Annotated in this window: 20 protein-coding genes, 1 tRNA gene and 1 pseudogene; 12 read left to right on the top strand and 10 right to left on the bottom strand. The window is 71.6% G+C overall.

Going from position 1 to position 25,356, the window contains the following annotated elements; all coding sequences use genetic code 11:
• Nucleotides 1-139: 139 nt before the first annotated feature.
• Nucleotides 140-292 (bottom strand): hypothetical protein, encoded by a 153-nt coding sequence (locus tag ACZ4TO_RS26040; RefSeq protein WP_328451008.1) that lies wholly within the window; start codon nucleotides 290-292, stop codon nucleotides 140-142.
• Between the two features lie 624 nt (nucleotides 293-916).
• Complete coding sequence (phoU, locus tag ACZ4TO_RS26045) at nucleotides 917-1,606, bottom strand: phosphate signaling complex protein PhoU (protein ID WP_382792364.1); 690 nt, start codon at nucleotides 1,604-1,606, stop codon at nucleotides 917-919.
• Between the two features lie 243 nt (nucleotides 1,607-1,849).
• On the opposite strand from phoU, the gene phoR reads away from it, so the two are divergent.
• Both phoR and phoP read left to right on the top strand, forming a co-directional pair.
• Complete coding sequence (gene phoR / locus ACZ4TO_RS26050; protein WP_355759776.1) at nucleotides 1,850-3,130, top strand: two-component system sensor histidine kinase PhoR; 1,281 nt, start codon at nucleotides 1,850-1,852, stop codon at nucleotides 3,128-3,130.
• A gap of 5 nt (nucleotides 3,131-3,135) precedes the next feature.
• Complete coding sequence (phoP, locus tag ACZ4TO_RS26055) at nucleotides 3,136-3,807, top strand: two-component system response regulator PhoP (protein ID WP_466162299.1); 672 nt, start codon at nucleotides 3,136-3,138, stop codon at nucleotides 3,805-3,807.
• A 186-nt stretch (nucleotides 3,808-3,993) separates the two neighbouring features.
• On the opposite strand, the gene ACZ4TO_RS26060 is transcribed toward phoP, so the two are convergent.
• Nucleotides 3,994-4,665, bottom strand: coding sequence for a copper chaperone PCu(A)C domain-containing protein (locus tag ACZ4TO_RS26060; RefSeq protein ID WP_382792368.1), 672 nt, complete (start codon nucleotides 4,663-4,665; stop codon nucleotides 3,994-3,996).
• A 938-nt stretch (nucleotides 4,666-5,603) separates the two neighbouring features.
• Between ACZ4TO_RS26060 and ACZ4TO_RS26065 the strand changes: the two genes are divergently transcribed.
• From ACZ4TO_RS26065 to ACZ4TO_RS26090, 6 genes are all read left to right on the top strand, one after another.
• Complete coding sequence (locus tag ACZ4TO_RS26065) at nucleotides 5,604-6,086, top strand: CarD family transcriptional regulator (protein WP_003953493.1); 483 nt, start codon at nucleotides 5,604-5,606, stop codon at nucleotides 6,084-6,086.
• Between the two features lie 355 nt (nucleotides 6,087-6,441).
• A complete protein-coding gene (gene ispD, locus ACZ4TO_RS26070; protein WP_385042339.1) occupies nucleotides 6,442-7,194 on the top strand; it encodes a 2-C-methyl-D-erythritol 4-phosphate cytidylyltransferase in 753 nt (250 codons plus the stop codon).
• 13 nt (nucleotides 7,195-7,207) lie between these two features.
• Nucleotides 7,208-7,744: a 2-C-methyl-D-erythritol 2,4-cyclodiphosphate synthase gene (gene ispF / locus ACZ4TO_RS26075; RefSeq protein WP_468025552.1), complete on the top strand. Its 537-nt coding sequence runs from the start codon at nucleotides 7,208-7,210 to the stop codon at nucleotides 7,742-7,744.
• Between the two features lie 313 nt (nucleotides 7,745-8,057).
• Nucleotides 8,058-9,458, top strand: coding sequence for a cysteine--tRNA ligase (gene cysS, locus ACZ4TO_RS26080; RefSeq protein WP_385042341.1), 1,401 nt, complete (start codon nucleotides 8,058-8,060; stop codon nucleotides 9,456-9,458).
• Between the two features lie 120 nt (nucleotides 9,459-9,578).
• Nucleotides 9,579-10,520 carry a 23S rRNA (guanosine(2251)-2'-O)-methyltransferase RlmB gene (gene rlmB, locus ACZ4TO_RS26085; protein ID WP_382792379.1) on the top strand — a complete coding sequence of 314 codons (942 nt, stop codon included), beginning with the start codon at nucleotides 9,579-9,581 and terminating at the stop codon, nucleotides 10,518-10,520.
• Nucleotides 10,521-10,637: 117 nt separating this feature from the next.
• Nucleotides 10,638-12,365, top strand: a complete 1,728-nt coding sequence (locus ACZ4TO_RS26090) for a DoxX family protein (RefSeq protein WP_468025352.1) — start codon at nucleotides 10,638-10,640, stop codon at nucleotides 12,363-12,365.
• A gap of 273 nt (nucleotides 12,366-12,638) precedes the next feature.
• On the opposite strand, the gene ACZ4TO_RS26095 is transcribed toward ACZ4TO_RS26090, so the two are convergent.
• The 3 genes from ACZ4TO_RS26095 to ACZ4TO_RS26105 all read right to left on the bottom strand — a co-directional run bounded on the left by ACZ4TO_RS26095 (nucleotide 12,639) and on the right by ACZ4TO_RS26105 (nucleotide 15,346).
• Nucleotides 12,639-13,370: a nucleotidyltransferase family protein gene (locus ACZ4TO_RS26095; protein ID WP_261702030.1), complete on the bottom strand. Its 732-nt coding sequence runs from the start codon at nucleotides 13,368-13,370 to the stop codon at nucleotides 12,639-12,641.
• Between the two features lie 143 nt (nucleotides 13,371-13,513).
• A complete protein-coding gene (locus ACZ4TO_RS26100) occupies nucleotides 13,514-13,963 on the bottom strand; it encodes a hypothetical protein (protein ID WP_382792386.1) in 450 nt (149 codons plus the stop codon).
• A gap of 246 nt (nucleotides 13,964-14,209) precedes the next feature.
• Nucleotides 14,210-15,346, bottom strand: a complete 1,137-nt coding sequence (locus ACZ4TO_RS26105; protein WP_382792388.1) for an ABC transporter ATP-binding protein — start codon at nucleotides 15,344-15,346, stop codon at nucleotides 14,210-14,212.
• A 239-nt stretch (nucleotides 15,347-15,585) separates the two neighbouring features.
• Between ACZ4TO_RS26105 and ACZ4TO_RS26110 the strand changes: the two genes are divergently transcribed.
• From ACZ4TO_RS26110 to ACZ4TO_RS26120, 3 genes and pseudogenes are all read left to right on the top strand, one after another.
• A tRNA-Thr gene (locus ACZ4TO_RS26110) sits at nucleotides 15,586-15,659 on the top strand.
• Nucleotides 15,660-16,057: 398 nt separating this feature from the next.
• On the top strand, nucleotides 16,058-16,366 hold the full coding sequence (locus ACZ4TO_RS26115) for a hypothetical protein (protein WP_468025353.1): 309 nt from the start codon (nucleotides 16,058-16,060) through the stop codon (nucleotides 16,364-16,366).
• 992 nt (nucleotides 16,367-17,358) lie between these two features.
• Nucleotides 17,359-17,834, top strand: a pseudogene (locus ACZ4TO_RS26120) (IS5 family transposase); the annotation flags it as partial.
• 15 nt (nucleotides 17,835-17,849) lie between these two features.
• Here ACZ4TO_RS26120 and ACZ4TO_RS26125 read toward each other — a convergent pair.
• Both ACZ4TO_RS26125 and ACZ4TO_RS26130 read right to left on the bottom strand, forming a co-directional pair.
• Nucleotides 17,850-18,377, bottom strand: a complete 528-nt coding sequence (locus ACZ4TO_RS26125; RefSeq protein ID WP_468025354.1) for a hypothetical protein — start codon at nucleotides 18,375-18,377, stop codon at nucleotides 17,850-17,852.
• A gap of 332 nt (nucleotides 18,378-18,709) precedes the next feature.
• On the bottom strand, nucleotides 18,710-20,344 hold the full coding sequence (locus ACZ4TO_RS26130; RefSeq protein WP_468025355.1) for a hypothetical protein: 1,635 nt from the start codon (nucleotides 20,342-20,344) through the stop codon (nucleotides 18,710-18,712).
• 195 nt (nucleotides 20,345-20,539) lie between these two features.
• On the opposite strand from ACZ4TO_RS26130, the gene ACZ4TO_RS26135 reads away from it, so the two are divergent.
• The gene (locus ACZ4TO_RS26135) at nucleotides 20,540-23,662 is read left to right on the top strand and encodes an AfsR/SARP family transcriptional regulator (protein ID WP_468025356.1); all 3,123 of its coding nucleotides are present in this window, start codon (nucleotides 20,540-20,542) and stop codon (nucleotides 23,660-23,662) included.
• A gap of 132 nt (nucleotides 23,663-23,794) precedes the next feature.
• Here ACZ4TO_RS26135 and ACZ4TO_RS26140 read toward each other — a convergent pair whose 3' ends face one another.
• On the bottom strand, nucleotides 23,795-25,015 hold the full coding sequence (locus ACZ4TO_RS26140; RefSeq protein WP_468025357.1) for a hypothetical protein: 1,221 nt from the start codon (nucleotides 25,013-25,015) through the stop codon (nucleotides 23,795-23,797).
• A 2-nt stretch (nucleotides 25,016-25,017) separates the two neighbouring features.
• Complete coding sequence (locus ACZ4TO_RS26145) at nucleotides 25,018-25,212, bottom strand: hypothetical protein (RefSeq protein ID WP_382792532.1); 195 nt, start codon at nucleotides 25,210-25,212, stop codon at nucleotides 25,018-25,020.
• Between the last annotated feature and the right edge of the window lie 144 nt (nucleotides 25,213-25,356).

Raw genomic sequence — 25,356 nt, forward strand, 5'->3', positions numbered from 1 at the left:
TGTACGTGTTCGTGCGGTGGCCGGAGGCCGGGATCGAGCGGCGGGGCCGGCTGTGGACAGGGGCGAGGGGAGTTGCCCGGCAAGGACGAAGGGCCCCGTCGTGGTGACGGGGCCCTTCGGGACGTACGTACGTGCGTGATCAGCCGCACTGGCAGGGATTGCCCGACTGGCAGCCGCAGCCGCAGCCTGAGCCGCAGCCGCAGGCGCCGAACAAAGGGAGGTTCTTGATCTCGGCGGGCTGTTGGGTGTCGCGGTCCTGGGTCGGGTCGGGCGTGCTGGGGGATTCGGCCATGGGTCCCTCCTTCAGGCACGAAGACGTCCGGCGCACACCGCGCCGCACGGCTTCCGTCGCCCATCTCATGCCCAGCCCGGTGGGCGCATCAACGGCGCACTGAGGCGTCTCACGCGCCCAGGGCGCGAATCCCGCGCGGGGCGGACCACCACGAGGTCGCGCTGCCCCACCCACGCGGCGGAGCCGAACCCCGCCCAAGCGGCGGAGCCGAACCCCGCCCAAGCGGCGGAGCCGAGGCCCCGCCCAAGCGGCGGAGCCGAACCCCGCTTCCGCGGTGGAGCCGAACCCCGCTTCCGCGGTGGAGCTGAAGCCCCGCCCACGCCGCGGAGCCGAAATCCCGCCTCCGCGGCGGAGCCGACGCCATGCGCATGCGGCTGATCTGAGGCCCCGTCCCCCCGTGGCTGGGCCGAAACCCCGCCCACGAGGATGAGCCGACGCCCTGCGCACGCGGCGGAAGCTGAGCCCCGCCCCCGCGGCGGAGCCGAAACCCGCCCCCGCGGCGGAACCGACGCCCCGGAACGTGGCCGAGCCCGGTCGCTCCCTCGTTGGGAGCGGCCGGGCCCGTCAGACTTCTCTCCATGGCCGGTTCCGGCCGGATTCAGGCCTGGTTCCCGCCCGGCAGGGCTATGCGCCCTCCACCCCCGTGACCGGCTGGATGTCCGCCTGGAGCTCGTCCGCGTGCTCTCCGGTGACCAGGTACACGACGCGCTTGGCGACCGACACGGCGTGGTCGGCGAAGCGCTCGTAGTAGCGGCCGAGGAGGGTCACGTCGACCGCGGTCTCGATGCCGTGCTGCCACTTGTCGTCCAGCAGGTGCTGGAAGAGCGTGCGGTGCAGCATGTCCATGTCGTCGTCGTCCTGCTCGAGCTGCATCGCCAGGTCGACGTCCTTGGTGATGATGACCTCGGCGGCCTTGGCCATCAGGCGCTGGGCGAGCTGGCCCATCTCCAGGATCGTGGCGTGCAGGTCGTGCGGGACCGCGCGGTCGGGGAAGCGCAGCCGGGCCAGCTTGGCCACGTGCTGGGCGAGGTCCCCGGAGCGCTCCAGGTCGGCCGACATCCGCAGCGACGTCACGACGATACGGAGATCCGTCGCCACCGGCTGCTGGCGGGCCAGCAGGGCTATCGCGCGGGCCTCGAGCTCGTGCTGGAGATCGTCGACCTTCTGGTCGGCGGCGATCACGCTCTCGGCCAGCTTCAGGTCGGAGTCGAGGATGGCCGTCGTGGCGCGCCCGATCGCCGACCCGACGAGCCGGGCCATCTCGACCAGGCCGTCGCCGATCGAGTCAAGTTCCTCGTGATACGCGTCACGCATGTGGTCGTCCCTCTCGTACGTCAGCTTTCGGGGTCCGGGGTCCGGGACCTGCCTGTTCCGGCCGCCGGCCGGCCGCCGGAGGGACCCTGGAACCCCACGCTCCCACGTTCGGGCCCGTACGCGTCCGTTTCCGACATCTCAAGTGAATCAGTACTGGCTCCTGGGTGAACTCTGGGCGACGAGTGTTCGAGCTCGCACTCGGATGGCTGTGGCCAGGAGCTACGCCATGCCTAACCTGGGTGCATGGACGTGAACGCGGCGGTCGCCGCAGCGGCAGCGATCGCCGGAGTGCTCACCGGTGTCATCGCCATGCTGGCGTTCCGCTGGAGCGAGCGCGACCAGAAACGCCCGACCCGCACTTCCCTGCACACGGACGCCGTGCTTCCGCCCGGCGTCGACACCGTGCTCTCCGTGCTCAGGTCGTCCGCGGTCGTACTCGACGAAGCGGACGCCGTGGTCAAGGCCAGCTCGGCGGCGTACGCCCTCGGACTGGTGCGCGGCGGCAAGCTCGCCGTCGAACCGATGCTCCACATGGCGCGTGACACCCGTCGTGACGGGGAGATACGTCAGGTGGAGCTGGACCTGCCGAGAAGGGGCACGGGACGGGGAGAGGCCCTCGCCGTCTCGGCGAGAGTGGCTCCCCTCGGATCCAGGCTCGTCCTCCTTCTCGTGGAGGACCTGACGGAGGCGCGCCGCATCGAGGCCGTGCGGCGGGACTTCGTGGCGAACGTCAGCCATGAACTGAAGACTCCCGTCGGAGCGCTCTCCCTTCTCTCCGAGGCCGTCATGGACGCGTCGGACGACCCGGAGGCCGTCGAGCGCTTCGCCGGACGCATGCAGATAGAGGCCACCCGGCTCACCAACCTCGTGCAGGAGCTCATCGACCTGTCGAGGGTCCAGAACGACGATCCTCTCGAGGACGCCGAACCGGTCCGGGTCGACGAGCTGGTCGCCGAGGCGATCGACCGCTGCCGCCACCAGGCCGGTGCGAAGCAGATCACCATGGCCGCCGGCGGCACCGCCGACCTCAGCCTGTGGGGGAACCGGGGCCAGCTCGCCGCCGCCCTCGGCAACCTCGTCGAGAACGCCGTCAACTACTCGCCCGCCCGCACCCGCGTCGGCATAGCCGCCCGCCGGGTGACCGCACCCGGTGGCGAGCACATCGAGATCGCCGTGACCGACCAGGGCATCGGCATCTCGGACAAGGACAAGGAGCGCATCTTCGAGCGCTTCTACCGTGTCGATCCGGCCCGCTCCCGTGCCACCGGCGGTACGGGCCTCGGATTGGCGATCGTCAAGCACGTGGCCGCCTCGCACGGCGGGGAGGTCACGGTGTGGAGCTCCGAGGGTCAGGGCTCCACGTTCACCCTGCGGCTGCCGGAGGCGAGTGCGGCCCGCGACCGTGTCACCACCGATCACCACATGCCCGGACTCGACGAAGAGGACGAGACCGGGCAGCCCGACGGGACGACCACCGTCACATCCCCGTACGAACCGCTTCCTGCCCCGGAGGTCCTTCCGTGACCCGTGTGCTCGTCGTCGAGGACGAGGAGTCGTTCTCCGACGCCCTGTCGTACATGCTTCGCAAGGAGGGCTTCGAGGTCGCCATCGCGACCACCGGGCCCGACGGACTGGACGAGTTCGAGCGCAACGGCGCCGACCTCGTCCTCCTCGACCTGATGCTGCCGGGGCTGCCCGGCACGGAGGTCTGCCGTCAGCTGCGCGGCCGCTCCAACGTCCCGGTGATCATGGTCACCGCCAAGGACAGCGAGATCGACAAGGTGGTCGGACTCGAAATAGGAGCCGACGACTACGTCACCAAGCCCTTCTCCTCCCGTGAGCTGGTCGCCCGTATCCGGGCCGTCCTGCGGCGTCGCGGGGAGCCGGAGGAGGTCGCCCCGGCCGCCCTGGAGGCCGGTCCCGTCCGGATGGACGTCGACCGTCACGTCGTCACCGTCTCCGGCGGCAAGGTCGACCTCCCGCTGAAGGAGTTCGACCTCCTGGAGATGCTGCTGCGCAACGCGGGCCGCGTGCTGACCCGCATGCAGCTCATCGACCGGGTCTGGGGTGCCGACTACGTCGGTGACACCAAGACCCTCGACGTCCACGTCAAGCGCCTGCGCGCGAAGATCGAGCCCGACCCGGGCGCGCCCCGCTACCTGGTGACGGTCCGCGGCCTCGGCTACAAGTTCGAGCCGTAGACCGGCCTCGCCACAGGGCGGTACGACACGGCAGTACGCCGAAGGGCGGGACCCCCGGAGTGGGGGTCCCGCCCTTCGGCGTACTGGACTTCCGCGCGCGTGCTGGACTGCCGTGTGCGTACGGCCGCGGTGGGCGCCGGCCGGGTACGGGGCCGGGGACCGGCCGCGTCTAGCGTGCGGCCGGTGTCACTGGCCGGCGGACGCCGACGCGGTGGCCGTCGCGCTCGACGACGCGCTCGTGCCGGCCTGGCCCGCCTCGGAGGCGGACGCGGACGTGGACGGGGAGCCCGTGGCCGACTCGGACGGCGAGGTGGCCGGGGCCGAGGAGGTGGCCGGCGCGGAGGGGATGTCGCTCGGGCCCCAGTCGGAGAAGTAGCTCTCGGCCGGGACGACGTAGGCGCCCAGGCTCACGTCACCGGTCTCGCTGAAGGCGAAGGTCACCTTCTGGACGCTGCCGTTCAGGACGGTCTGGGAGGGGCTGGACAGCACCGCGGAGGCGTTGCCCTTGCCGCCGAGGACGATCGAGCCGCCGGCCGGGACGGTCAGCTTGCTCTTGCCGTCGGCGGCCTTGAGCTGGGCGGTGCCCTCGCCCTCGACCTTGATCGAGTCCACGGTCTGGGCGCTGGTGCCGTTGTTGTACAGCGTCGCGGAGACCACGGCCGGGCCGGTGGCCTTCACGTCGGGCTGGGTGATCACGAGGGCGTTCTGGACCTTGATCACGCCCACGGAGGTGGCCGCGTTGTCCGGCTTGATCTCGTTCGTCTGGGCGTCGGTGCCGGCGCCGCACGCGGCGAGCGAGGCGATCGAGAAGGCGATGACGGCGGCGGCGAGAGAGCCGCGTCGAAGGCTGCTGCTCACGGCGGCGGCAACTCCTTGAACGTGGGCGAAGCAGGGCGACCTCTGTGTAAAGCCGCCCTAAGGGTCTGTCAGCGGCCTTAGGTTACCGATCCGTTCCCGCCCGACCGCACCCGACCCTCCCCAAGCCCCCGACTTTGCTCACCCGGGTGAAACAACGGGGCGGGGTCGGGGCGGCCGGCGCCGGGTCCGGGGGCTCTCCGGGTCCGGCTCGGCTGCCCGGAGCGGGGGTCTGTCCGGTGGGCGTCCGCGGGTGGCGCTCCGGTCCGGTGGGGGGCGGGGCCGTGCCGGTGCATCAGCCCGTCGTTGTTGGACGGAGACGTGACCGTTGGTGGCGACGGGCATCGATGGACCGGCACGGCCCCTTCCGCCGGATGCCGACTGCTGGTGTGCCGTGGCGGGGGTGGACAGGGTGTGGGGGTGGGCTTCTGTGCGACCCGTGTGCGCCTCCGGACCGCCGTCCGACACGCCGTGCGCCGGTGTGCGCCCACCCCTTTGTCGTGCGCGCCGGTCCGTCATTCACATAAGTTCCGCGGACTTAGGCTTGCGCATTTCGAGGAATGAATGCCCGGCTCTCCGGGAAAAGGATCACCGTGTCATCAGGGGCGTCGAGTACGTGATCATCGTTCGCCTTGATCAATTCCGGATTCGTCTCGTACTCGGCTCCGTCCATCGAACGGAGTAGCGGAACTCGCGCTCTTGGAGCAGGACAAAACGGGATGTTCGGACCCTGGCGACGGGCTCCGGGTGTGTGTAACGTACGCGTTTCACTCCGCATGGACAGCCGCTCCCACCTGCGAATACCCTCTTCCGCTCGCCCCTCGCAGCACGTTCCTGTTGCGGTTGTCAAGCCCCGAGATATGCCCTGACCTGCGAAAACGCCATTCAGAAGACGCCGTTTCCGTGTTACTCTGGATAGCCACGGAAGGGGTACCTGTCACATGACGTTCAAGGTTGGCGACACCGTGGTCTATCCCCATCACGGGGCCGCGCTGATCGAGGCCATCGAAACTCGCCAGATCAAAGGCGTGGACAAGACCTACTTGGTGCTGAAGGTCGCCCAGGGTGACCTGACGGTACGTGTGCCAGCGGACAATGCGGAGTTCGTCGGCGTGCGTGATGTGGTCGGTCAGGACGGGCTGGACCGGGTCTTCGAGGTGCTGCGTGCGCCGTACGCCGAGGAGCCCACGAACTGGTCGCGTCGCTACAAGGCAAATCTGGAGAAGCTCGCCTCCGGCGATGTCATCAAGGTCGCGGAAGTCGTGCGTGACCTGTGGCGTCGTGAGCGCGAGCGCGGACTCTCCGCAGGTGAGAAGCGCATGCTCGCCAAGGCGCGCCAGATCCTGGTGAGCGAGCTCGCCCTCGCGGAGAACACCAACGAGGACAAGGCCGAGGCCCTGCTCGACGAGGTTCTCGCGTCCTGACGCCGGCTCAGTCGCCGAGACGCGAGCCGTCTTGACGTACGCCCAAGCCCGCGCAGAAGCGCAATGAAAATGCCGCGGTGCCCGATGACGCAATTACCGTATTGCTGTCGCCGGGCGCTGCGGCATGTTCGTACCCGCACCCAATCGGTAAACCGGCCGTTCACCCGGCATCGGCTTTCCCGCGGTATACCGGCGTATCCGATACTTGGGATGCCTGGCCGGGCAGTCGACTTGACCGGATGTCACGGAAGGGTCCGGTCAAGGCGTCGCGCCCGGTGCTCCCCCAGCTCCCCGAGCAGGGGGTACCCCCAGGCCATACCCATCCCGGTCGAGCACACAAACCTGACAGGAACCGATGTCTGACGTTTCGCTCCCTTCGCCGCCGGAGGCCCGTACCGCCGCCGTGATCCCGGCCGCCGGACGAGGTGTGCGCCTCGGTCCGGGCGCCCCCAAGGCGCTCCGCGCGCTGAACGGCACGCCCATGCTCATCCACGCCGTCCGCGCGATGGCCGCCTCGCGTGCCGTCTCGCTGGTCGTCGTCGTGGCTCCGCCGGACGGCACGGCCGAGGTCAAGACGCTGCTCGACGCGCACGCGCTGCCCGAGCGCACCGACTTCCTGGTCGTCCCGGGCGGTGACAGCCGCCAGGAGTCCGTGAAGTACGGCCTCGACGCGCTGCCCCCCGGCGTCGACATCGTCCTGGTGCACGACGCGGCCCGGCCGCTCGTCCCCGTCGACACGGTGGACGCCGTGATCGAGGCCGTACGGGACGGCGCTCCCGCCGTCGTACCGGCGCTGCCGCTCGCCGACACCGTCAAGGAGGTCGAGCCCGCGGCCGTCGCCGGGGAGACCGAGCCGGTCGTGGCCACCCCGGAGCGGGCCCGGCTGCGTGCCGTCCAGACGCCCCAGGGCTTCGACCGCGAGACGCTGCTGCGGGCCCACGAGACCGTCACCGACGACGTGACCGACGACGCGAGCATGGTCGAGCAGTTGGGCGTGCGGGTCGTGGTGGTGCCGGGCCACGAGGAGGCGTTCAAGGTGACGCGCCCGCTGGACCTGGTGCTGGCGGAGGCCGTTCTGGCGCGGCGGAGGCTCAACGATGGGTTCTGAGACACCGGAGGCGATGGCCGTACCGGAGCCGGGTCGGGCCGCGGTCCAGGGTCTGGTGCTCCCGCTGGTCGGGATCGGCACCGACATCCACGCCTTCGAGGAAGGCCGGGAGCTGTGGTGCGCCGGCCTGAAGTGGGAGGGGCAGGGGCCCGGGCTCGCCGGGCACTCGGACGCCGACGTCGTCGCGCACGCCGCGTGCAACGCGCTCTTCTCGGCCGCGGGCCTCGGTGACCTCGGTGCCCACTTCGGCACCGGGCGCCCGGAGTGGTCCGGGGCGCCGGGGGTCGTGCTGCTGACGGAGGCGGCGCGGATCGTCCGCGAGGCCGGTTTCGTCGTCGGCAACGTCGCGGTCCAGGTCGTCGGCCCCCGCCCGAAGATCGGCAAGCGGCGGGACGAGGCCCAGAAGATCCTGTCCGACGCGGTGGGCGCGCCGGTCTCGGTGTCGGGCGCCACGACGGACGGCCTCGGTTTCCCCGGCCGCGACGAGGGTCTGATGGCGATCGCCACGGCACTGGTCGTACGAGCGGACCGAACAAGTCGTACGAGCTGACCGAACGGGTCGTACGAGCCGACCGGAACGGACGCGGGCACCGGCTGTCCGGGCGGCGGGAGACACTGCCCGTCCGGACCGTCGGAAGCACCGGTTCGCCCGGCGTCCGGGCCGCCTTGGAGCAGGCCGGCCCGGAGGACCCGCGCACCGGCCCTCGGCGGCCCGGAGTACCGGCCTCCGGAGCGCCGGAAGCCCCCGGTGGTCCCCCCGACGCTCCCCCCTGCACCCCCTGGCTCCCCCGTTTGTCACGAATACGTGGCCATGCTGGGGGAAGGGGCGCGGGGCACTGCCCGGGGCCCACTACCCTGGAGTGGTGACTATTCGCCTGTACGACACCAGCGCCCGGCAGATCCGTGACTTCACCCCGCTCGTGCCGGGTTGCGTCTCGATCTACCTCTGTGGCGCGACCGTGCAGGCCGCACCGCACATCGGGCACATCCGCTCGGGCCTCAACTTCGACATCATGCGCCGCTGGTTCGCGTACCGCGGCTACGACGTGACGTTCATCAGGAACGTCACGGACATCGACGACAAGATCATCGCCAAGTCGGCCGCCCAGGGCCGCCCCTGGTGGGCCATCGGCTACGAGAACGAGCGTGCCTTCAACGAGGGTTACGACGCGCTCGGCTGCCTGCCGCCCACGTACGAGCCCCGGGCGACCGGTCATGTCCCCGAGATGATCGAGATGATGCAGGGTCTCATCGAGCGCGGTCACGCCTACGAGGCCGACGGGAACGTCTACTTCGACGTGCGCTCGTACGACGGCTATCTGGAGCTCTCCAACCAGGAGCTCGAGAACCTGCTCCAGCCCTCGGGCGAGGGCGAGACCGGCAAGCGCGACCCGCGTGACTTCGCCATGTGGAAGTCCGTGAAGCCGGGCGAGCCGAGCTGGGAGACGCCCTGGGGCCGCGGCCGTCCGGGCTGGCACCTGGAGTGCTCCGCGATGGCCCACAAGTACCTGGGCAGCGCCTTCGACATCCACGGCGGCGGGATCGACCTGATCTTCCCGCACCACGAGAACGAGATCGCGCAGGCCAAGGCCTTCGGGGACGAGTTCGCGAAGTACTGGGTGCACAACGCCTGGGTCACCCTGAGCGGCGAGAAGATGTCGAAGTCCCTCGGGAACTCGGTCCTCGTGTCCACGATGACCAAGGTGTGGCGTCCCATCGTGCTGCGCTACTACCTCGGCACCCCGCACTACCGCTCGATGATCGAGTACAGCGAAGGCGCCCTGCGCGACGCCGAGTCGGCGTTCGCGCGCATCGAGGGCTTCGTGCAGCGCGTCGTCGAGAAGGCGGGAGGCGTCGTCGAGCCGGCCGCCGAGGTGCCGCCCGCGTTCGCCGAGGCGATGGACGACGACCTGGGCGTCCCCCAGGCGCTGGCCATCGTGCACACGACGGTCCGCCAGGGGAACTCCGCCCTGGCCGCCGACGACAAGGAAGCCGCCGTGGCGCGCCTCGCCGAGGTGCGGGCCATGCTCGGCGTCCTCGGACTCGACCCGCTCGACCCGCAGTGGGCCGAGGACGGGGACCGCGGCGACGATCTGCACGGTGTCGTCGACACGCTCGTCCACCTGGTCCTCGACCAGCGCGAGGCCGCCCGCGGCCGCAAGGACTGGGCCGCCGCGGACGCCATCCGCGACCAGCTCAACCAGTCCGGCCTGGTCATCGAGGACAGCCCGCAGGGGCCGCGCTGGACGCTCGGACCGCGCTGACGGCCCGCTCCGGCGACCCCGGCCGACCCCCGGTCGGCCTTGATCGATTGTGCCGCCCGGACCTCCGGGCGGCACACTGCATATACGTACACACGCACGTCTCACACAGACAGGTAGGTCATGGCTGCTAACAACCGCCGCATGTCCGGCAAGAAGGGCGCGCAGGTCGGCAGTGGCGGCCAGCGGCGCCGGGGCCTGGAGGGCAAGGGTCCGACCCCGCCCGCCGAGATGCGCAAGGGTCACAAGAAGAACCGCATCGCGGGCGCCAAGGCGAAGCAGGCCGTCCGCCGCCCCGCGCCGCGCGGCCGCGGCGGCAAGGGCACGTCCGAGATGGTCGTCGGCCGCAACCCCGTCGTCGAGGCGCTGCGCGAGGGCGTCCCCGCGACGACGCTCTACGTCCAGCAGTTCATCGACAACGACGAGCGGGTCCGCGAGGCGCTCCAGCTCGTCGCCGAGCGCGGCGGCATCCACCTGATGGAGGCCCCGCGTCCCGAGCTGGACCGCATGACCAACGGGCTCAACCACCAGGGTCTCGTCCTCCAGGTCCCGCCGTACGAGTACGCGCACCCCGAGGACCTCGCCGCCGCCGCGTACGACGAGGGCCAGGACCCGCTGATCGTCGCCCTCGACGGTGTGACCGACCCGCGCAACCTCGGAGCGGTCGTCCGTTCCGCCTCCGCCTTCGGCGGCCACGGTGTCGTCGTGCCCGAGCGGCGCGCGGCCGGCATGACCGCCGGTGCCTGGAAGACGTCGGCCGGTGCCGCCGCCCGTACGCCTGTCGCGCGCGCCGCGAACCTGACGCGCGCCCTGGAGTCGTACAAGAAGGCCGGTCTCGTGGTGGTCGGTCTGGCCGCCGACGGCGAGGTCGAGGTCGGTGAACTGGAGGCCCTGGGCGGCCCGGTGGTCATCGTCGTCGGCAGCGAGGGCAAGGGTCTGTCCCGGCTCGTCGGCGAGACCTGCGACTTCCGGGTGCGGATTCCGATGCCCGGTGGCGCGGAGTCGCTGAACGCCGGTGTGGCGGCGGGAGTTGTGCTGTACGAGGCGGCGCGCCGCCGCGCCTGAACGGACGTCCGGGTGGTCACCCTCGCGGGGTGATCGGGGTGTCCTGAACGATCTTGACGCGGTCCGGACAGTTCCGCGTGGTCAAAGCAGTGTCCTAACCACACGTCACTCGGTTAGATGAGTGTGGACACCAGAACACCCCGCACACCCACGGGGGACCGCTCGTCGGGATTCGACGACGTTCCCGCGCTGAGCATGGTGAAGGTGCCGAGCGATCCGGCGCAGGTCATCGTCAACCATGCGAGCTTCCGCGTCCAGTTGGCGGGTGCGTCACGGGGCCAGTCCCCGCGCATCGCGCGGCACTTGGGCTCTCCCGGCGCCGGGGCGCCGGGCCGAGCGGGCGGGGCCGGTCCGGCCGGCGGGGCCCGCCGCCGCGCGCCCGTCGTCTGGAGCGGGAAGTCCGCGCCGGACGACACCGGCGCCCACCGCCTGCTCCAGGCCGTACGGAGCGCGGGCGTCCCCCACGGCTCCACCGGGCCGACTGCGGACGCCGGTTCGACGCAGGTCATCCCGCGCATCGGCGAACAGCCCGGCTACGCGGGCGATCTGACCGTCGACACGGTCGAGACGCCCCTCGTCGGCAGCCAGCGCTCCCCCCTCGGCGAGGAGCAGCGACTGCTGCCCCAGATGCGCAGCGTGGGCAGCGCCTACGACGAACCCCGGTACGGCGGCCCGCCCTACGGCGAACACGCTTACACGGACGGCGACTTCGGGGACGGCGACTTCGGGGACGAGGACGGCTTCGAGGACGAGGAACGCTTCGAGGAGACGACCCGCCCGGCCTCCGGCAGGCGGCGCGGCTCCGACTCGGTCCGGCACGCCTATCATCCCGGGCGCCGGATGAACCTCGGCGTCGTGCTGCTCCCGCTGCGCGTCTTCCTCGGATTCATCTCCGTCTACGCCGGCATGGGCAAGCTCTGCGACCCCGTCTACTTCGACGGCGGCAAGCGCGGCTCCATGGTGAAGTGGCTCAACACGCTGCATCCGTGGGAAGTCGCCGAGCCGCTGCGGCAGTTCGCGCTGCATCACCCCATCGGCTCCGGACTCGTCATCGCCTTCTTCCAGGTCATCGTCGGCGTCCTGACCGTCCTCGGGCTGTGGCAGCGGGTGGCGGCCGTGGTCGGCGCCATGCTGTCGGCGGCGCTCATCGTCACCGTGAGCTGGAAGACGGTGCCCGTGTACGACACGCCGGACATCATCTACCTCGCCGCCTGGTCCCCGCTGATCATCGCGGGTGCCCCGGTCTACTCCGCCGACGGACGGCTCGCCGGCGAGGCCTGGCGGACGCTCGGTCCGCGCGCCGACATCTGGGACCTGCGCGCCCGTGTGCTGCGGCGGGGCGCGCTGCTCACGGCCGTCGTCGTCGGCCTGACCCTGCTCATCGGTTCGCTCCTCGGCGGTGCCGTCCGCGACTCCAGCCGGATCGTGGTTCCCGGTCCCGGCGAGGCCCCGCGCAACGAACTGCCCGGCTCCCCGCTCCCCGAGACGCCCGGTGAACGGCACCGGAAGGCCACCCCCTCGGCCTCCGAGCCGCCGACCCACAGCAGCTCCGCGACCCCGTCGCAGTCGGCCGGCACGCCGGGCGCCACCCGGCAGACCGACCCGGCCGGCGGCGGGCAGCAGCCCAGTCAGACCCAGGGCAGCGGCCAGGCCCCGCCCGAGCAGTCCTCGCCGGTCGACCGGGCGCCGAGCACCAGCGCCGGTCCTTCCAGCAGCGGCGGCACGGCGACCGGTGGCGGCGGCGGCACCGGCGGCACGGGAGGCACGGGCACCGGGAGCGGCACCTCCACCGGCGGCAGCTCGTCCACGGGCCAGCCGGGTCTGGTGGGCGGCCTGCTGGGCTGACGCCCCACCGCCCCCACGCCGCCCGCACGACCGGGCGCGACGACGGCAGGGCCCCGCACAGGGATGTGCGGGGCCCTGCCGTCGTGCGTTGTCGGGGTGGTGCCGTCGTGAGGGCGTGCGTGGTGTCGTCGTGCGGGCGTGCCAGGACGGTCTCGCGGGACCGTGCGCGTGCGCCGGGCTCCGCCTCGTGGCGCCGTGCGCGGGGCCCAGTGCCTGCCTCGTGGAGCCGTGCGCAGGGCCCGGTGCCTGCCTCGTGGAGCCGTGCGGGGGCTTCTAGCGGCCCAGGGCCGCGAGTTCCTTCGCCGCCTCCGTGAGGTCCTTGGCGGTGTCGATGGCGCGCCAGTAGGCGCCCTGCGGGATCGGGAAGCCCGACAGCCGGCGCTCGCGGGCCAGGCGGGGGAAGGTGGTGCGCTCGTGGTCGCCGCGCTCGGGGAGCATGTCGGTGAACTCGGGCGAGAAGACGTAGACGCCCGCGTTGATCTCGAACGTGGAGGGCGGCGCCTCGATGAAGTCGGTGATGTGACCGAAGCCGTCCGTCTTGACGGCGCCCCACGGGATGCGCGGACGGGCCAGCGCGAGGGTGGCGACGGCGTCGCGCTCGGCGTGGAAGTCCGCCATGTCGCGCAGCGAGAAACGGGTCCAGATGTCACCGTTCGTCGCGTACCAGGGCAGGTCGGGGTGCGGCAGGTGCGCGGCCGCGTACTTGAGGCCGCCACCGCGGCCCAGGGGCTCCGTCTCGACGACGGTCGTGACGTTGAGCGGGAGGTCGGCCGAGTCCAGCCACTTCTGGAGGACGTCGGCGAGGTGACCGCACGAGACGACGACGTCGGTGACGCCCTCTTCGGCGAGCCAGGTGAGCTGATGGCCGATGATCGGTGTCCCGGTGCCGGGAATCTCGACCATCGGCTTGGGCCGGTCGTCGGTGTAGGGACGCAGCCGGGAACCCTGGCCGCCGGCCAGGACGACGGCTTGCACGGGGCGCGACGCGGCGTTCGGATCGGTCATGTCCGAACTGTACGTGGCGCCCCGCACGCGCTTTCCCGCGGCAACCGTTCCTTAACAGGCTGTTACCGGGCGGCCCCGAACCGGTGCGTGCCGGCCGGTCCGGAACCGGTGCGTGGCGGCCGGTGTGTCCCGGCCTGTGCTTGCTAGAGATGGCCGGCCGCGACCCCCGAGGCGAACGCCGTGTCGCACACGGGCCGGGCGAAGGACTGGGCGCGCGTCGGCCCGTACGCGCGGACGGCGGCACGGCCGAGGGCGCGGGCGATGGAGACGCAGTGCTTCGCGAGCGACGGGCGGCCGTTCACCGCCTGCTGGAGGTGGGTGAGGGCCACGCCCGGGTCCTTCTCCTGGAGTTCCAGGAGCAGCTTGTCGCGCAGGACGTCCTGCGGGGCGCGGGAGACGGCTCGCGTCGAGACCTCCTCGGAGGACGCGGTGAGCACCGAGCTCGAAGGGTTCCCCGACCAGTTGACTTGGGTGACCGCGAGCGTCCCGGAGAGCACCAGGACTACGGGCAGAACGAGGGCGAGGGTCCGGCCGATCTGGCGGGCGGGGCCACGGCCACGCCGGGGCCGCTGGTTAGTGGTGGAGTGCTTCACGCGAGTGAGGGTAGCGCGGGGTGATGATTTGGCGACATTTAGTCACCGGTTCGGGGGACGAGGAAGTTGGTATTTCGGGGTAGCGGGTTGACGGACGGCTACCGTACGGCGATCGAAATGCCCGGTCTGCCGGGGTATTTGTCGACAACGAAGAGGGCCCCGCGGTCGGCCGCGGGGCCCTCTTCGTCAACTTGGGTGAATTCAACCCTTACGGGGGTGAGTTCTTCCGCCCGGATGACGCGGACGTCAGTCGGACAGGCGCTCGCCCGTCGAGGTGGAGAACACGTGGATCTCGCCCGGACGCGGCACGACGTGCAGCGTGGCGCCCTTGTCCGGGACGGCGCGGCCGCTGACGCGGACGACGAGGTCCTTGTGCTCGTCGCCGACCTTGGCGGAGCCGTAGACGTAGCCGTCGGCGCCGAGCTCCTCGACGACGTTCACGGAGACGGCGAGACCGGCCGGGGCGTCCTCGGTGTCCTTGGAGAGCGACTTGGCGGCCTCGCCGTTGTGCTCGACGACGTCGAAGTGCTCGGGGCGCACGCCGACGGTGACCGTGCGGTCGCCCTTGTCCGCGGCGGCCTGGAGGGCCTCACGGTTGACCGGGACGACGCTGTTGCCGAACTTCACGCCGCCGTCGGTGATCGGGACCTCGACCAGGTTCATGGCCGGGGAGCCGATGAAGCCGGCGACGAAGAGGTTGGCCGGGCGGTCGTACATGTTGCGCGGCGAGTCGACCTGCTGGAGCAGACCGTCCTTGAGCACGGCCACGCGGTCGCCCATGGTCATGGCCTCGACCTGGTCGTGGGTGACGTACACCGTGGTGATGCCGAGGCGGCGCTGCAGCGAGGCGATCTGCGTACGGGTGGAGACGCGGAGCTTGGCGTCGAGGTTCGACAGCGGCTCGTCCATGAGGAAGACCTGGGGCTCGCGCACGATGGCGCGGCCCATGGCGACACGCTGGCGCTGACCGCCGGAGAGGGCCTTCGGCTTGCGGCCGAGGTACTCGGTGAGGTCGAGGATCTTCGCCGCGTCCTCGACCTTCTGGCGGATCTCGGCCTTGTTGACGCCGGCGATCTTGAGCGCGAAGCCCATGTTGTCGGCGACGGTCATGTGCGGGTACAGCGCGTAGTTCTGGAACACCATCGCGATGTCCCGGTCCTTGGGCGGCAGGTGCGTGACGTCGCGGTCGCCGATGCGGATGGCGCCGCCGTTGACGTCCTCGAGCCCCGCGAGCATGCGGAGCGAGGTGGACTTGCCGCAGCCGGACGGACCGACGAGGACGAGGAACTCGCCGTCGGCGATCTCGATGTCCAGGCCGTCGACGGCGGGCTTCTCGGAACCCGGGTAGATCCGGGTCGCCTTGTCGAACGAGACAGTGGCCATGGTGATGGGCCCCCTTCACCGGCAGGAACGTGCCGGACGATCCGTTGTAAAGGTGGTGATCCACTATGGAAACGCCCATAGTGGTGTAGTCCAGATGAGTGAACCGGGTCAGGACGCTACCTGGCGTTCATGTGTTCTGTCAGCACCTGGACGCCGATGAAGTTCGCGGAAACTCTCGACAGCCCCCCGCGGCGACCTGGGTACACTGCACGGGCACGCACGCCCCGGGCGCGCGTCAGGCCTCCTTAGCTCAGATGGCCAGAGCAACGCACTTGTAATGCGTAGGTCGTCGGTTCGAATCCGACAGGGGGCTCAGTGGAAGGCCCAGCTCAGACGCGTCTGAGCTGGGCTTTTGCGTGCAGTGACGGTGCCGTGTGGGTCGCGTGGTTGACCGAGGGTCTCAGTTGTGGCCTCAGTGGGGACGCATTGCGGGCCCGCAGGTGTCGCCAGTCCGGCGCCGCGCCTTGTCAATGTCAAAGATCTCAACGGCCATGGAACGCGGCACGAGCGTTTCGACGACGTCCAGCGCCCGGGATTTCCCGGACCCCGGTTCGGGGGAGAGGAAGGCGAGGCGGGGGCCGCCCTTGGCGTAGGTGGGAGTCGCTGCTCGGAGGGGGTGGCGGCGGACTGTGGGCAGGTGTGGACGTAGGGCGCGGAGGCTGTAAAGATCACGCGGGCGTCCGTCCTGGATGCGGCACTCGGAGAGGACCCATGGCCATCTACCTCGCAGCACTCTTTGCCCTGTGTGCTCTGGTGGCCGCCGTCGGCGGCATCGCGGCGCTCGCTTTTGGCTGGGTGCTTCCCAACGTCCGGCCGGGCGTGCGGTACAAGCGCGCCTACGGCGTGGGAACGCTGGTGTTTGCCGTCGGCCTGTCCTTGATGGCGTTCGGCGAGCTGGCGTCCCACGATCTGATGCATCAGGCGGTACGAACAGTCGGCGTCCTGTTCCTGGCTCTCAGCATCAGCCTGATCCGGTCGAGCAAGCGTCCCGCGGGCGCAGACCTGGGAGCCCAGGGTTAGCGGCGTGGGCAGGATCGTGCTGCAAAACGTGGTGGGTGGCTTCATCTTGTCCGTGCTGGGTGCACTGGGGTGGATGCTGCTCGCTCAGGCGCCGACCTGGAGCGCAGCAGGGAAAGCCTTCGGCATGGAGTTCGTCGCCCTCGCAGTCGTAGGGACGGCCCGGGGCTTGTTGCTTTCCCGAATCGGGCGGCGGGCTCCCGGCGGTCGTGGTTAGGGAGCGTTGCTCTCGTCCCGGTCAGCCGTGGAACTGGCTGCTTGATGACGGCCTTTCGGATGTTGACCGTGCTGCCCTTGCCGCCGCTGATCGCGCGGGCCGGGGTGCGCAGGGCGAGGACGATGACGGCGATCCAGACGAGTGCTCTGCCGCTGATTCCGGCGGCGGCGCTGACGATCTCGCCTACGCCGTAGCCGATGCCGGCCGCGAGGGCGCCGCCCCGTAGGGCGCTTCTTCCGGATCATGGTTCGGACGGACTTCGAAGCTGTTGCCCGCACATATATTGGCGAGATGGACGAAGCCGAGGCGAGCGGTCAGGTGTGGAGGGACGAGGTCCGAGCGCGTCCGACAGCTGAGCAGGATCGGGACGCCCTGGCCCGGCTTGTCGAGGTGGACGCAGACTCTTTCGAGGTTGAGCTGTACGAGCACGCTGCAGATCCCCAGGTGCTTTCGATTGATCGCGCCCAGAGGTCTCGTGCTGGGCAATACGCCCGGCATGTGAAGCGACTTCGAGATCGTCAGCAGTGCCAAGGAAGTTGAGCAGTAGCCTTCGGATCATCCGATCGTTTGCCAGGTGTGTCGTTGACTGACGCCCAGTGGGCGAGGATCGAGCCGCTGCTGCCGGATCGGCCCGGCACGCCGTGGATGGATCTGCCGGAGCACTTCGGTTCCTGGAAGGGCGCCCACAATCGCCTGCGGAAGCCATCGTCCGCGCTCACCAGCACGCTGCTGGGGCCCGTCAAAAGGGGCCCCGCTCGGCGAGCCGGAGCATCATGCCCTCGGACGGTCCCGCGGCGGCCTGACTACGAAGATCCACCTGCCGCGGACAGCCGCTGCCGACCGCTTGCCTTCGTCCTCCCGCCCGGCCAGGCCGGCGACGCACCCACATTTCCTGAGGTCATGGCCCGCTTGTGGGTGCCCCGGCCGACCGGCAGGCCCAAGACCACGCCGGAAGCGGTCTCGGCCGACGAGGCGTACGCCTCCCGCGCGATCCGGACCCACCTTCGCCGTCGCGGGATCCGGGCGGTGATCCCACAGCCCTCCGACCAGATCGCCAACCGCAAGAAGTGAGGCCGTTCCGGCGGTCGCCCACCAGCCTTCGACCGAGACGTCTACAAGCAGCGCAACACCGTCGAGCGGTGGGTCAACAAGCTCAAGCAGTGGCGCGGCCTGGCCATCCGCTACGACAAGACCGCCACCATCTACCTCGCTGGACTCCACATCGCCGCCATCGTCATCCGGTCGGACAGATGATCCGAAAGAAACGGCCTAGGACCACCGATCCACCCGGAAGTTCTCGCGGGCCGTGAACGCCACACAGGCACCGACGGAGGCGACGCAGCTCGCGAACGAGAGCAGGTCACGCTGCGAGTCCTCGACGGCCACCTCGTACTGGGCCTTGGTCAACGCGACTTCCCTGGAATGATGGTTGCGGCCGTACTCGGCCCAGTACCGGTCGCCATAAGACTTCGGGCTGGACAGGTCCGGGTCGCCGTGGGCCAACGACAGGACGAACGAGGCGACGGCCGTCAGCACCAGCCCGAGGAGCACCCGACGCAGGGGCCGCGGCAGCTCGTCCCGGAAGACCGACCACAGATCGTCCTCCACGTCGTTCAGCTGCAGCCGCACGACGATGGCCACCGGTACGAGGACGACGACCCCGACCAAGACCGCCGCCGCCCACCCCATGCCGTCCACCGGTGACGGGCCCGGCAGCCAGGTGACTGCGACGAACAGCAGCAGGGTGAGGGCGAGCGCCGCCGCGAAGATGCTGTGCACCCTGAAAGATCCACTCACGCCCCGGAGGGTCGCACACCCGTCCGAGCCCCGCCGCCCCTTTTCTTCAAGCCGCTGCTCGTCGGCGCCGCTGTGTCGGGTCGGCGCAGAGCGGGCGGTCGCGGGCGCGGCTGCGGCAACCGTCTCCGACGGCTTCCGCATTCAGGCCTGGGCGTTCCTTCCCGTCAATCGTTCTGCGGATACGTGTGGACGTTCCTGGTCCAAGATCCGACAGGGGGCTCAGTGGGAAGCCCAGCTCGGATCTTGTCCGAGCTGGGCTTTCGCGTTCCAGGGGCCTGGGGCCCGGTGGGTCCCCGATGTCCTGGGTGGGTTCCGGGTGGGTGGGGCCGGGGTCAGAGGGTGAACTTGACCGCTTCCAGCCAGCGGTCGTTCTCCAGGGCGCCGCCGAAGACGTAGCCGGGGCGGGCGTCGGCGCAGCCCTGGGCGCCCCAGTCGAAGCCGTGGACCTTGGCCGTCTGGCAGACGCGGCCGCTGCCGATGTTGATGGCGAAACCCGACATCCGGGGCGCGCTCTTCTTCGTGCTGCCGATGTAGTTGTTCCTGCCGTCGGCGATCACGGCCGTCCACCGCGGCTCCCACGTGCCCCGGCCGTCGGTCGAGGCGAGGTCGTGGACGAAGGCGTTGGCGGCCGAGCCGCCGCCCCCGGACACCGCGATGTTCAGCGCCTTGATCGGGTTGTTCCGGCCCGAGGTGCCGGCCATCGTGCCGTCGCACACGGGCTTCTGCCAGCCCTGCCCGGAGACGTAGGCGCGATAGCAGATGTGCCGTCCCGAGGGATCGTTGCGGGCGAGCCGGTTCACGGCGGTGGCGGCGGTGTCCTGCGCGGGCCGCGCGGTCACCGTGGCCCGCGGCGGCCTGGCGGTCACCGTGACGACGGGCCCGGCGCCCTTCCCCTCGTCCTTCGTGCCGCCGGACCCCTTGGATCCTTTCTTCGCGCCCTTCGACTCCTTCGGTCCGGGCGACGGTGACGTCGAGGGGCTCGGCGGCGGGACGCTCGCCGTCGAGGTGGAGACCGGCCCCGACCTCTCCGCCTGCGGGCTCGCGCTCGTCTCGCCGGTCGACCGGGCGGCTTCGGTACGGCCCCCGCCGTCGTCCGACCCGCCGCTGCCCAGCATCACCAGCGGGACGATGACGAGCGCGGCCGCCACGAGGGCCACCGGCCCGACGACCAGCGGTCTGTGCAGCAGGCCCGGGCCCCGGTACTCGTCGTCCGACTGGCGCGACCCGGCCCGGCGGACGAGCCGCGAGGCGGGTGTGCCGAATCCGGCCTCCCGGTTCGAGGCCGCGGCGAATCCGGGGGCCTCGCCGGCAGGGTCCAGGTCCAGGTCCAGGTCCGAGCCCGCGTCCGTGGGCGGCTCCGGGTCCGCGTCCGCCTCCCGGTCCGAGGCGGGGAGCGGGGGTGGGGGCGGGGGCGGTGTCAGCGACTCCCGTCGGCGCTGCTGCTCCAGCGTGTACGCCTCCACGTCGAAGTCGTCGTCGTCCTCGTCCTCGTCCTCGTCGTCGTCCTCGCGGTTGTCGCGGTTCTCGTCCTCGTCCTCGGCGTACGCGTCGTACGCGAGGGCGTTCTCCTCGTCTCCGTCCTCGTCGTGGGCGAGGCCGCTCGGCCCGGGCTTCTCCGCGTTCTCGGCGGTCGGCCGCTCCTCGGCGGTCGGCGGGGGCGGTGGTTCCTCTCGCTGGTCCACGAGCGTGCTCGAACCGTCCGGGGCCACCTCGACGTGCGCCACGTACCCCGCGGACGGGTCCGAGATCGTGGCGGACACGGTGGTGCCGCGGTCCCGCGCGTACCCGTGCAGCGCGTCGAGGATCGCGGCGTCGACCGTCACCCCGTCGGCCGACGGTACGGGCTCACCGTCGATGGCGGCCGAACCGTCACCGGAGATGACCACCGTGAAGCAGGGGTCCGGCTCGCCGGGCACGGCGGGGACGTCCTCCGAGGGCGGTCCGGGTGTCTGTTCGCCACGGCTCATGGCGCTTCCTTCCTGACGTGCCCGACCGCGTACCTGCCGGCCGGGCCCGTCGCGTCGGGTCCTCGTAGCGCAACGGGCGCCGCCGGGGAACGGTTCAAATCCCGGCCGGCGCGATACGGAAGCGGAAGGGTGTGTGGCCGCTTGCACACGCTCAACACCCCTAAGCGGAAAGGGGTGTTCAGTAGAGTGCGGAGAGTGAACGCCTACGAGGAATCCGTGCGCTTCGCCGTGCTGGGGCCGGTCCGGGCATGGCGCGGGGAACGCGAGGTGGACGTCGGTGCCCCGCAGCAGCGGGCGGTACTGGCGGCACTGCTCCTGCGCCGGGGGCGCCCCGTCATGCTCGGCGAACTCCTGGACGCCGTCTGGGGCGAGGAGCCGCCGACGGCCGCCGTGTCGGTCGTACGGACCTATGTGTCACGTCTGCGTAAGGGGCTGGAACCGGAACGTGACGCCACCGCCGCCCCCCGTGTGATCGTCTCCGTCGGCGACGGATACGCGCTCCGGATCCCCGAAGGCGCCCTGGATCTGGGGGTGTTCGAGAGACGGGTCGCCGAGGCCAGGAAGCTGCGGGCCGCCGGTGACCCGTCCGCGGCGGCCGACCTGCTGCGCGCCGCGCTCGGCGGCTGGCAGGGGGCGGCGCTGGCGGGGGTGCCGGGACCGCTCGCCGAGTCCGAGGGTTCCCGGCTGGGCGAGCAGCGGCTGACCGCGCTGGAACTGCGGCTGGACGTCGACGTCGAACTCGGACGTCACGGCGAGGTGATCGCCGAACTGGCCGCGCTGGCGGGGAAGTTCCCGCTGCGGGAAGGGCTGTGCCGGCTGCTCATGCTGGCGCTGTACCGGTCCGGGCGGCAGGCCGAGGCGCTGGCCGCCTATCGGGCGACGCGTGGCACCCTCGTGTCCGAGCTGGGCATCGAGCCCGGCGCGTCGCTGAAGGACCTGCACGAACGCATCCTGGCCGCCGACCCGTCCCTGGACGCCGGTCCGCCGATGGGTGTCGGTCCGCCCGTGGGCGCAGGTGCGGCTCCGGGTGCCGGTGGGTCTCCGGGTGCCGGCGAATCTCCGGGGGTCGGTCCGCCGTCGGGCCCCGGGTCGTCCGAGGGCGGCGGTGCTCCGCCGGAACCCGGTCCCTCCTCCGTGGCGCGGACTCCCGAACCCGCGGGTCCCCGGCCGGAGCGCGCGGCACGGACGGCCCCGCCGAACGGGGTGCAGGCGGCGATCCCGGCTCAACTGCCCGCGGATCTGCCGACGTTCGCGGGCCGGGAGGCGGAACTCGAACGTGTGAGGGCCCTGTTGCCGGGCGTGGGTGAGACTCCGACCGCCGTGGTGATCGGCGCGATCGGCGGCATGGCGGGTATCGGCAAGACCACCCTGGCCGTGCACTGGGCCCACGAGATGGCCGCCCGCTTCCCCGACGGGCAGCTCTACGTCAACCTGCGCGGCTTCGACCCGACCGGTGTGGTGATGACACCGGACGACGCCATCCGCACCTTCCTCGACGCCCTCGGCGTCCCCCCGATGCGGATCCCCGCCGGTCTCGACGCCCAGGCGGCGCTCTACCGCAGCATGCTCGCCCAGCGCCGGATCCTCGTCCTGCTGGACAACGCCCGTGACACCGAGCAGGTCCGCCCGCTGCTGCCCGGCGCTCCGGGCTGCCTGGTCATCGTCACCAGCCGCAACCAGCTCACCGGTCTGGTCGCGGCGGAGGGCGCGTACCCGCTGACCCTGGACCAGCTCACCCCCGCCGAGTCGTACGACCTTCTGGCGCGCCGCCTCGGCACCGTCCGTCCGGCGGCCGAACCGCGGGCGGTGGACGAGATCATCACGCGGTGCGCCCGGCTGCCGCTGGCGCTGTCCATCGTCGCCGCCCACGCCGCCGCGCACCCCGGCTTCCCGCTCAGCGCGATCGTCGACGAACTGCGCGAGAGTCACGGGAGCCTGGACGCCTTCACCGGGGGCGATGACATCACCACGGACGTACGGGCGGTCTTCTCCTGGTCGTACAAGGCGCTGTCCGGCCCGGCCGCGCGGCTGTTCCATCTGCTGAGCCTGCACTCCGGGCCCGACATCTCCGCGCCTGCCGCGGCCGCGCTCGCCGGGCTGCCGGCGCGGGAGGCCCGCGGTCTGCTCGTCGAGCTGACCCGGGCCCATCTGCTCACCGAGCACTTCCCCGGCCGCTACACCCTGCACGACCTGCTGCGCGTGTACGCCGCCGAACGTGTCCAGGCCGAGGAGACACCGCGCGAGCGGGCGACGGCCCTGGAACGGCTGCTCTCCTGGTACCTGCACACCGCGGACGCCGCCTACCCGCACATCACCCCGCGCCGGCGCCCGATCCCCCTGGACCCGCCGCCCCCGCTGTGTCGGCCGCTGGAGTTCACGACGTACGACGAGGCGCTCGGCTGGTGCGAGAAGGAGCGGGGCAACCTGGTCAGCACCGTGCACACGGCCGCCGCGTCGGGACATCCCGGCATCGCCTGGCGGCTGCCCGCCGTCCTGTGGGGGTTCTTCTACCTCCGCAGCCACATGCACGACTGGCTCGACACCGCCCGGGTGGGGCTGGCCGCCGCCCGGGCCGCCGACGACCGCTGGGGCGAGGCCCAGGGGCTCGCGGACGTGGGGGCCGCCCTGCGCAGTTCGGGCCGGCTCGACGAGACGATCGACCATCTGCGGCAGGCGATGGTCGCCTACCGCGATCTGGGGGACCACGACGGCAGAGGCGCCGCGGTGTCCAACCTGGGCGACGCCTATCTGCAGTCCGGGCGGCTCGCCGAGGCCGTCGAGTACACCCGTCGCGGGCTGGTCATCGAGCGGGCCATCGGCGGTGCCTGGGGCGAGGGGATCTCCCTGTGCAACCTGGGCGACGCCTACCAGCGGCAGGGCCGGTTCGAGGAGGCCGTCGACTGCCTGGAGCGGGCCCTGGCCGTGCTGCGCGCGGGCGGCAACCGGTGGGTCGAGGGGGTCACCCTCGACATCCTGGGCACCGCCCATCGGCGTCTGGGGCGGCACGGCGCCGCCGTCGAGTACCACCTCGAGGCGCTCAAGACGCATCGGGACATCGGCAACCGCTGGGGCGAGGGCCACACCCTCGGCAACCTCGGGGACGTCCATCTCGACGCCGACGAACCGGAGGCCGCGCGCGAGGCCTGGCGGCAGGCCCTGGCGATCTTCGTCGAGTTCGACCATCCGGACGCCGAGAAGGTACGCGAACGGCTCGGCCGCCTGGGCGACGTCTCGTCCGACGTCCCGCCCGAGGCCTGGCCCGGCGCCCCGCGCGGCGCCCAAGCCGAGGGGGCCGCCGAACCGGAGCGGACCGCCTGACATACGCCTCCTTCGGTTCCTTCGGTGTCCCAGGTGCCTTGGGCGCCTTCGGGTTCCCTCCGCACAACGGGGTGCGGGGGAGGACGGTTCAACTGCGTCCGGCGGGACGGAACCTCCGGGGTGCGGCGGATGTCAGACGCGTCGCGGTGCGGGCGGGGCGGACGTGTGCTGGCCGGCGGGCGGCAGCGGTCGGAGGGTCCCGGGCCGTGGAGCGGTTCCGTTGTTCCTCGGGGCCGAGGACCGGGAGAGGGCGTCGAGCGAATCGCTCAGGACCTGGTGACCGTCACCGCTGATCGGGGACGCCACGGGGGCGGAACCGAGCGTCGGGGACACCGGGGTGGCCCGGCCGAGCAGGGGTGACACGGGCGTGGCCTGGTCGAGGAGGGATGACACGGGCGTCGCCTGGTCGAGCAGGGGTGACACCGGGGTGGCCTGGCTCAGCAGTGGGGAGACCGGGAGCGCCACGTACGGCACGGGGGAGACCGGGCTCGCCGGGTAGGGCAGCGGGGAGAGCCCGTCCGTCGGGTTTGGCCGCAAGGACGCCTGGCTCGTCGGAGGGGACTCCGGGGTCGAGAGGAACGGCGCGGCCGCCCGACTCGGCAGGTCGAGGTCCGAGGGAGCGACAGCCGGCACCGCCCGATCCCGCGCGGGGTGCTCGCGTTCCGACCGCGCGGCCTCGTCCTCCCGTCGTCCGGCCGGGTCCTGCCCCGAGGGGACGGACGCCGGGGGCGCCTCGCGCGCCAGCTCCCTCTCGTACGCGTTGGTGGCGCAGCGGGCGACGAGCGGCATGCTCTCGGGGGACTTCTCGAACGCCTCGCGGTACTTCCTGTTGTTCCTGACCAGGTCCAGGACCGCGTCCTCGAAGGCCTCGCGCTCGGGCGTCGGCAGCCGGAGGATGCGCTGTTCGAGGAGCGCGAGTCCCGCGTGTACGGGGCCCGCGTGTACGGGTCCCGCCGGGCCGGATCGCTCCCCGCCCCGGCCGAAGGAGCCGTCGCCCGGTCCGCCGCCCGGTCCCTCGACCGGTCTGCCGCCCTGCCCGTGGTCGGCCACGGTTCCCGTGCCGCCGGCAACGGGGCCTTCTCCGCCGGGGGCCGAGCCTCCGGCGCCCGGCGCGGGGCCGCTTCCGCCTCCGCCCGGCGCCGAGCGCGACCCGCCCGTGAAGGTCCGCAGCAGGCGCCGGAGTTCGGCGAGCAGCCGCTCCCACACGGTGTCCGCGTCGGCCGGACCCGTCCCGCCGCGTCCCTGGTTCCGTAGGCCGTACTCGGTTCTGAGCAGGTCACGCGCCAGCCTGGACCGGGAACCGCCGCGGGTCGGCCGGGCCCGGCCCCGGGGAGCCGTGTCGTCGATCGCCACGGTCAGGCCCCGCGCGGTTCGAACCCGCTCGGCAGGGGCAGCAGCCCCGGCGGCAGCGGGGCGTCGGGGAACCAGCGGGCGCCGTCGGCCGGACGCGGCGGGTCCGTACGGTCGTAGCATCCGTGCGCGGCGGGCGCGGACCGGCGGCGTTTCAGCAGGCCCTGACCCGCGAACCGCCGTACGTGGACACTGGACATGCGCGTACCTCCGGACGTCTGGGTCGTACGGCGTCGGCCGGGCGCCGACAGGGGTTCGGAGAGCACAACGGGTGCCGGGCACCGGTCAGTTCAACGGGAGGAACGGCCGTCGGTCCGAGAGTGCTCCGGCCGACGGCCGCCATC

The sequence above is a fragment of the Streptomyces sp. NPDC028298 genome, assembly GCF_055565895.1.

Bases quoted from the DNA above. Each gene is read 5' to 3' on its own strand.
- ispD (WP_385042339.1), top strand. From the start codon at position 6,442: ATGTCTGACGTTTCGCTCCCTTCGCCGCCGGAGGCCCGTACCGCCGCC.
- phoR (WP_355759776.1), top strand. From the start codon at position 1,850: ATGGACGTGAACGCGGCGGTCGCCGCAGCGGCAGCGATCGCCGGAGTG.
- ACZ4TO_RS26105 (WP_382792388.1), bottom strand. From the start codon at position 15,346: ATGGCCACTGTCTCGTTCGACAAGGCGACCCGGATCTACCCGGGTTCC.
- ACZ4TO_RS26130 (WP_468025355.1), bottom strand. From the start codon at position 20,344: ATGAGCCGTGGCGAACAGACACCCGGACCGCCCTCGGAGGACGTCCCC.
- ACZ4TO_RS26095 (WP_261702030.1), bottom strand. From the start codon at position 13,370: ATGACCGATCCGAACGCCGCGTCGCGCCCCGTGCAAGCCGTCGTCCTG.
- phoU (WP_382792364.1), bottom strand. From the start codon at position 1,606: ATGCGTGACGCGTATCACGAGGAACTTGACTCGATCGGCGACGGCCTG.
- ACZ4TO_RS26090 (WP_468025352.1), top strand. From the start codon at position 10,638: ATGAGTGTGGACACCAGAACACCCCGCACACCCACGGGGGACCGCTCG.
- ACZ4TO_RS26040 (WP_328451008.1), bottom strand. From the start codon at position 292: ATGGCCGAATCCCCCAGCACGCCCGACCCGACCCAGGACCGCGACACC.
- rlmB (WP_382792379.1), top strand. From the start codon at position 9,579: ATGGCTGCTAACAACCGCCGCATGTCCGGCAAGAAGGGCGCGCAGGTC.
- ACZ4TO_RS26145 (WP_382792532.1), bottom strand. From the start codon at position 25,212: ATGTCCAGTGTCCACGTACGGCGGTTCGCGGGTCAGGGCCTGCTGAAA.
- ACZ4TO_RS26065 (WP_003953493.1), top strand. From the start codon at position 5,604: ATGACGTTCAAGGTTGGCGACACCGTGGTCTATCCCCATCACGGGGCC.
- ispF (WP_468025552.1), top strand. From the start codon at position 7,208: ATGGCCGTACCGGAGCCGGGTCGGGCCGCGGTCCAGGGTCTGGTGCTC.
- ACZ4TO_RS26115 (WP_468025353.1), top strand. From the start codon at position 16,058: ATGGCCATCTACCTCGCAGCACTCTTTGCCCTGTGTGCTCTGGTGGCC.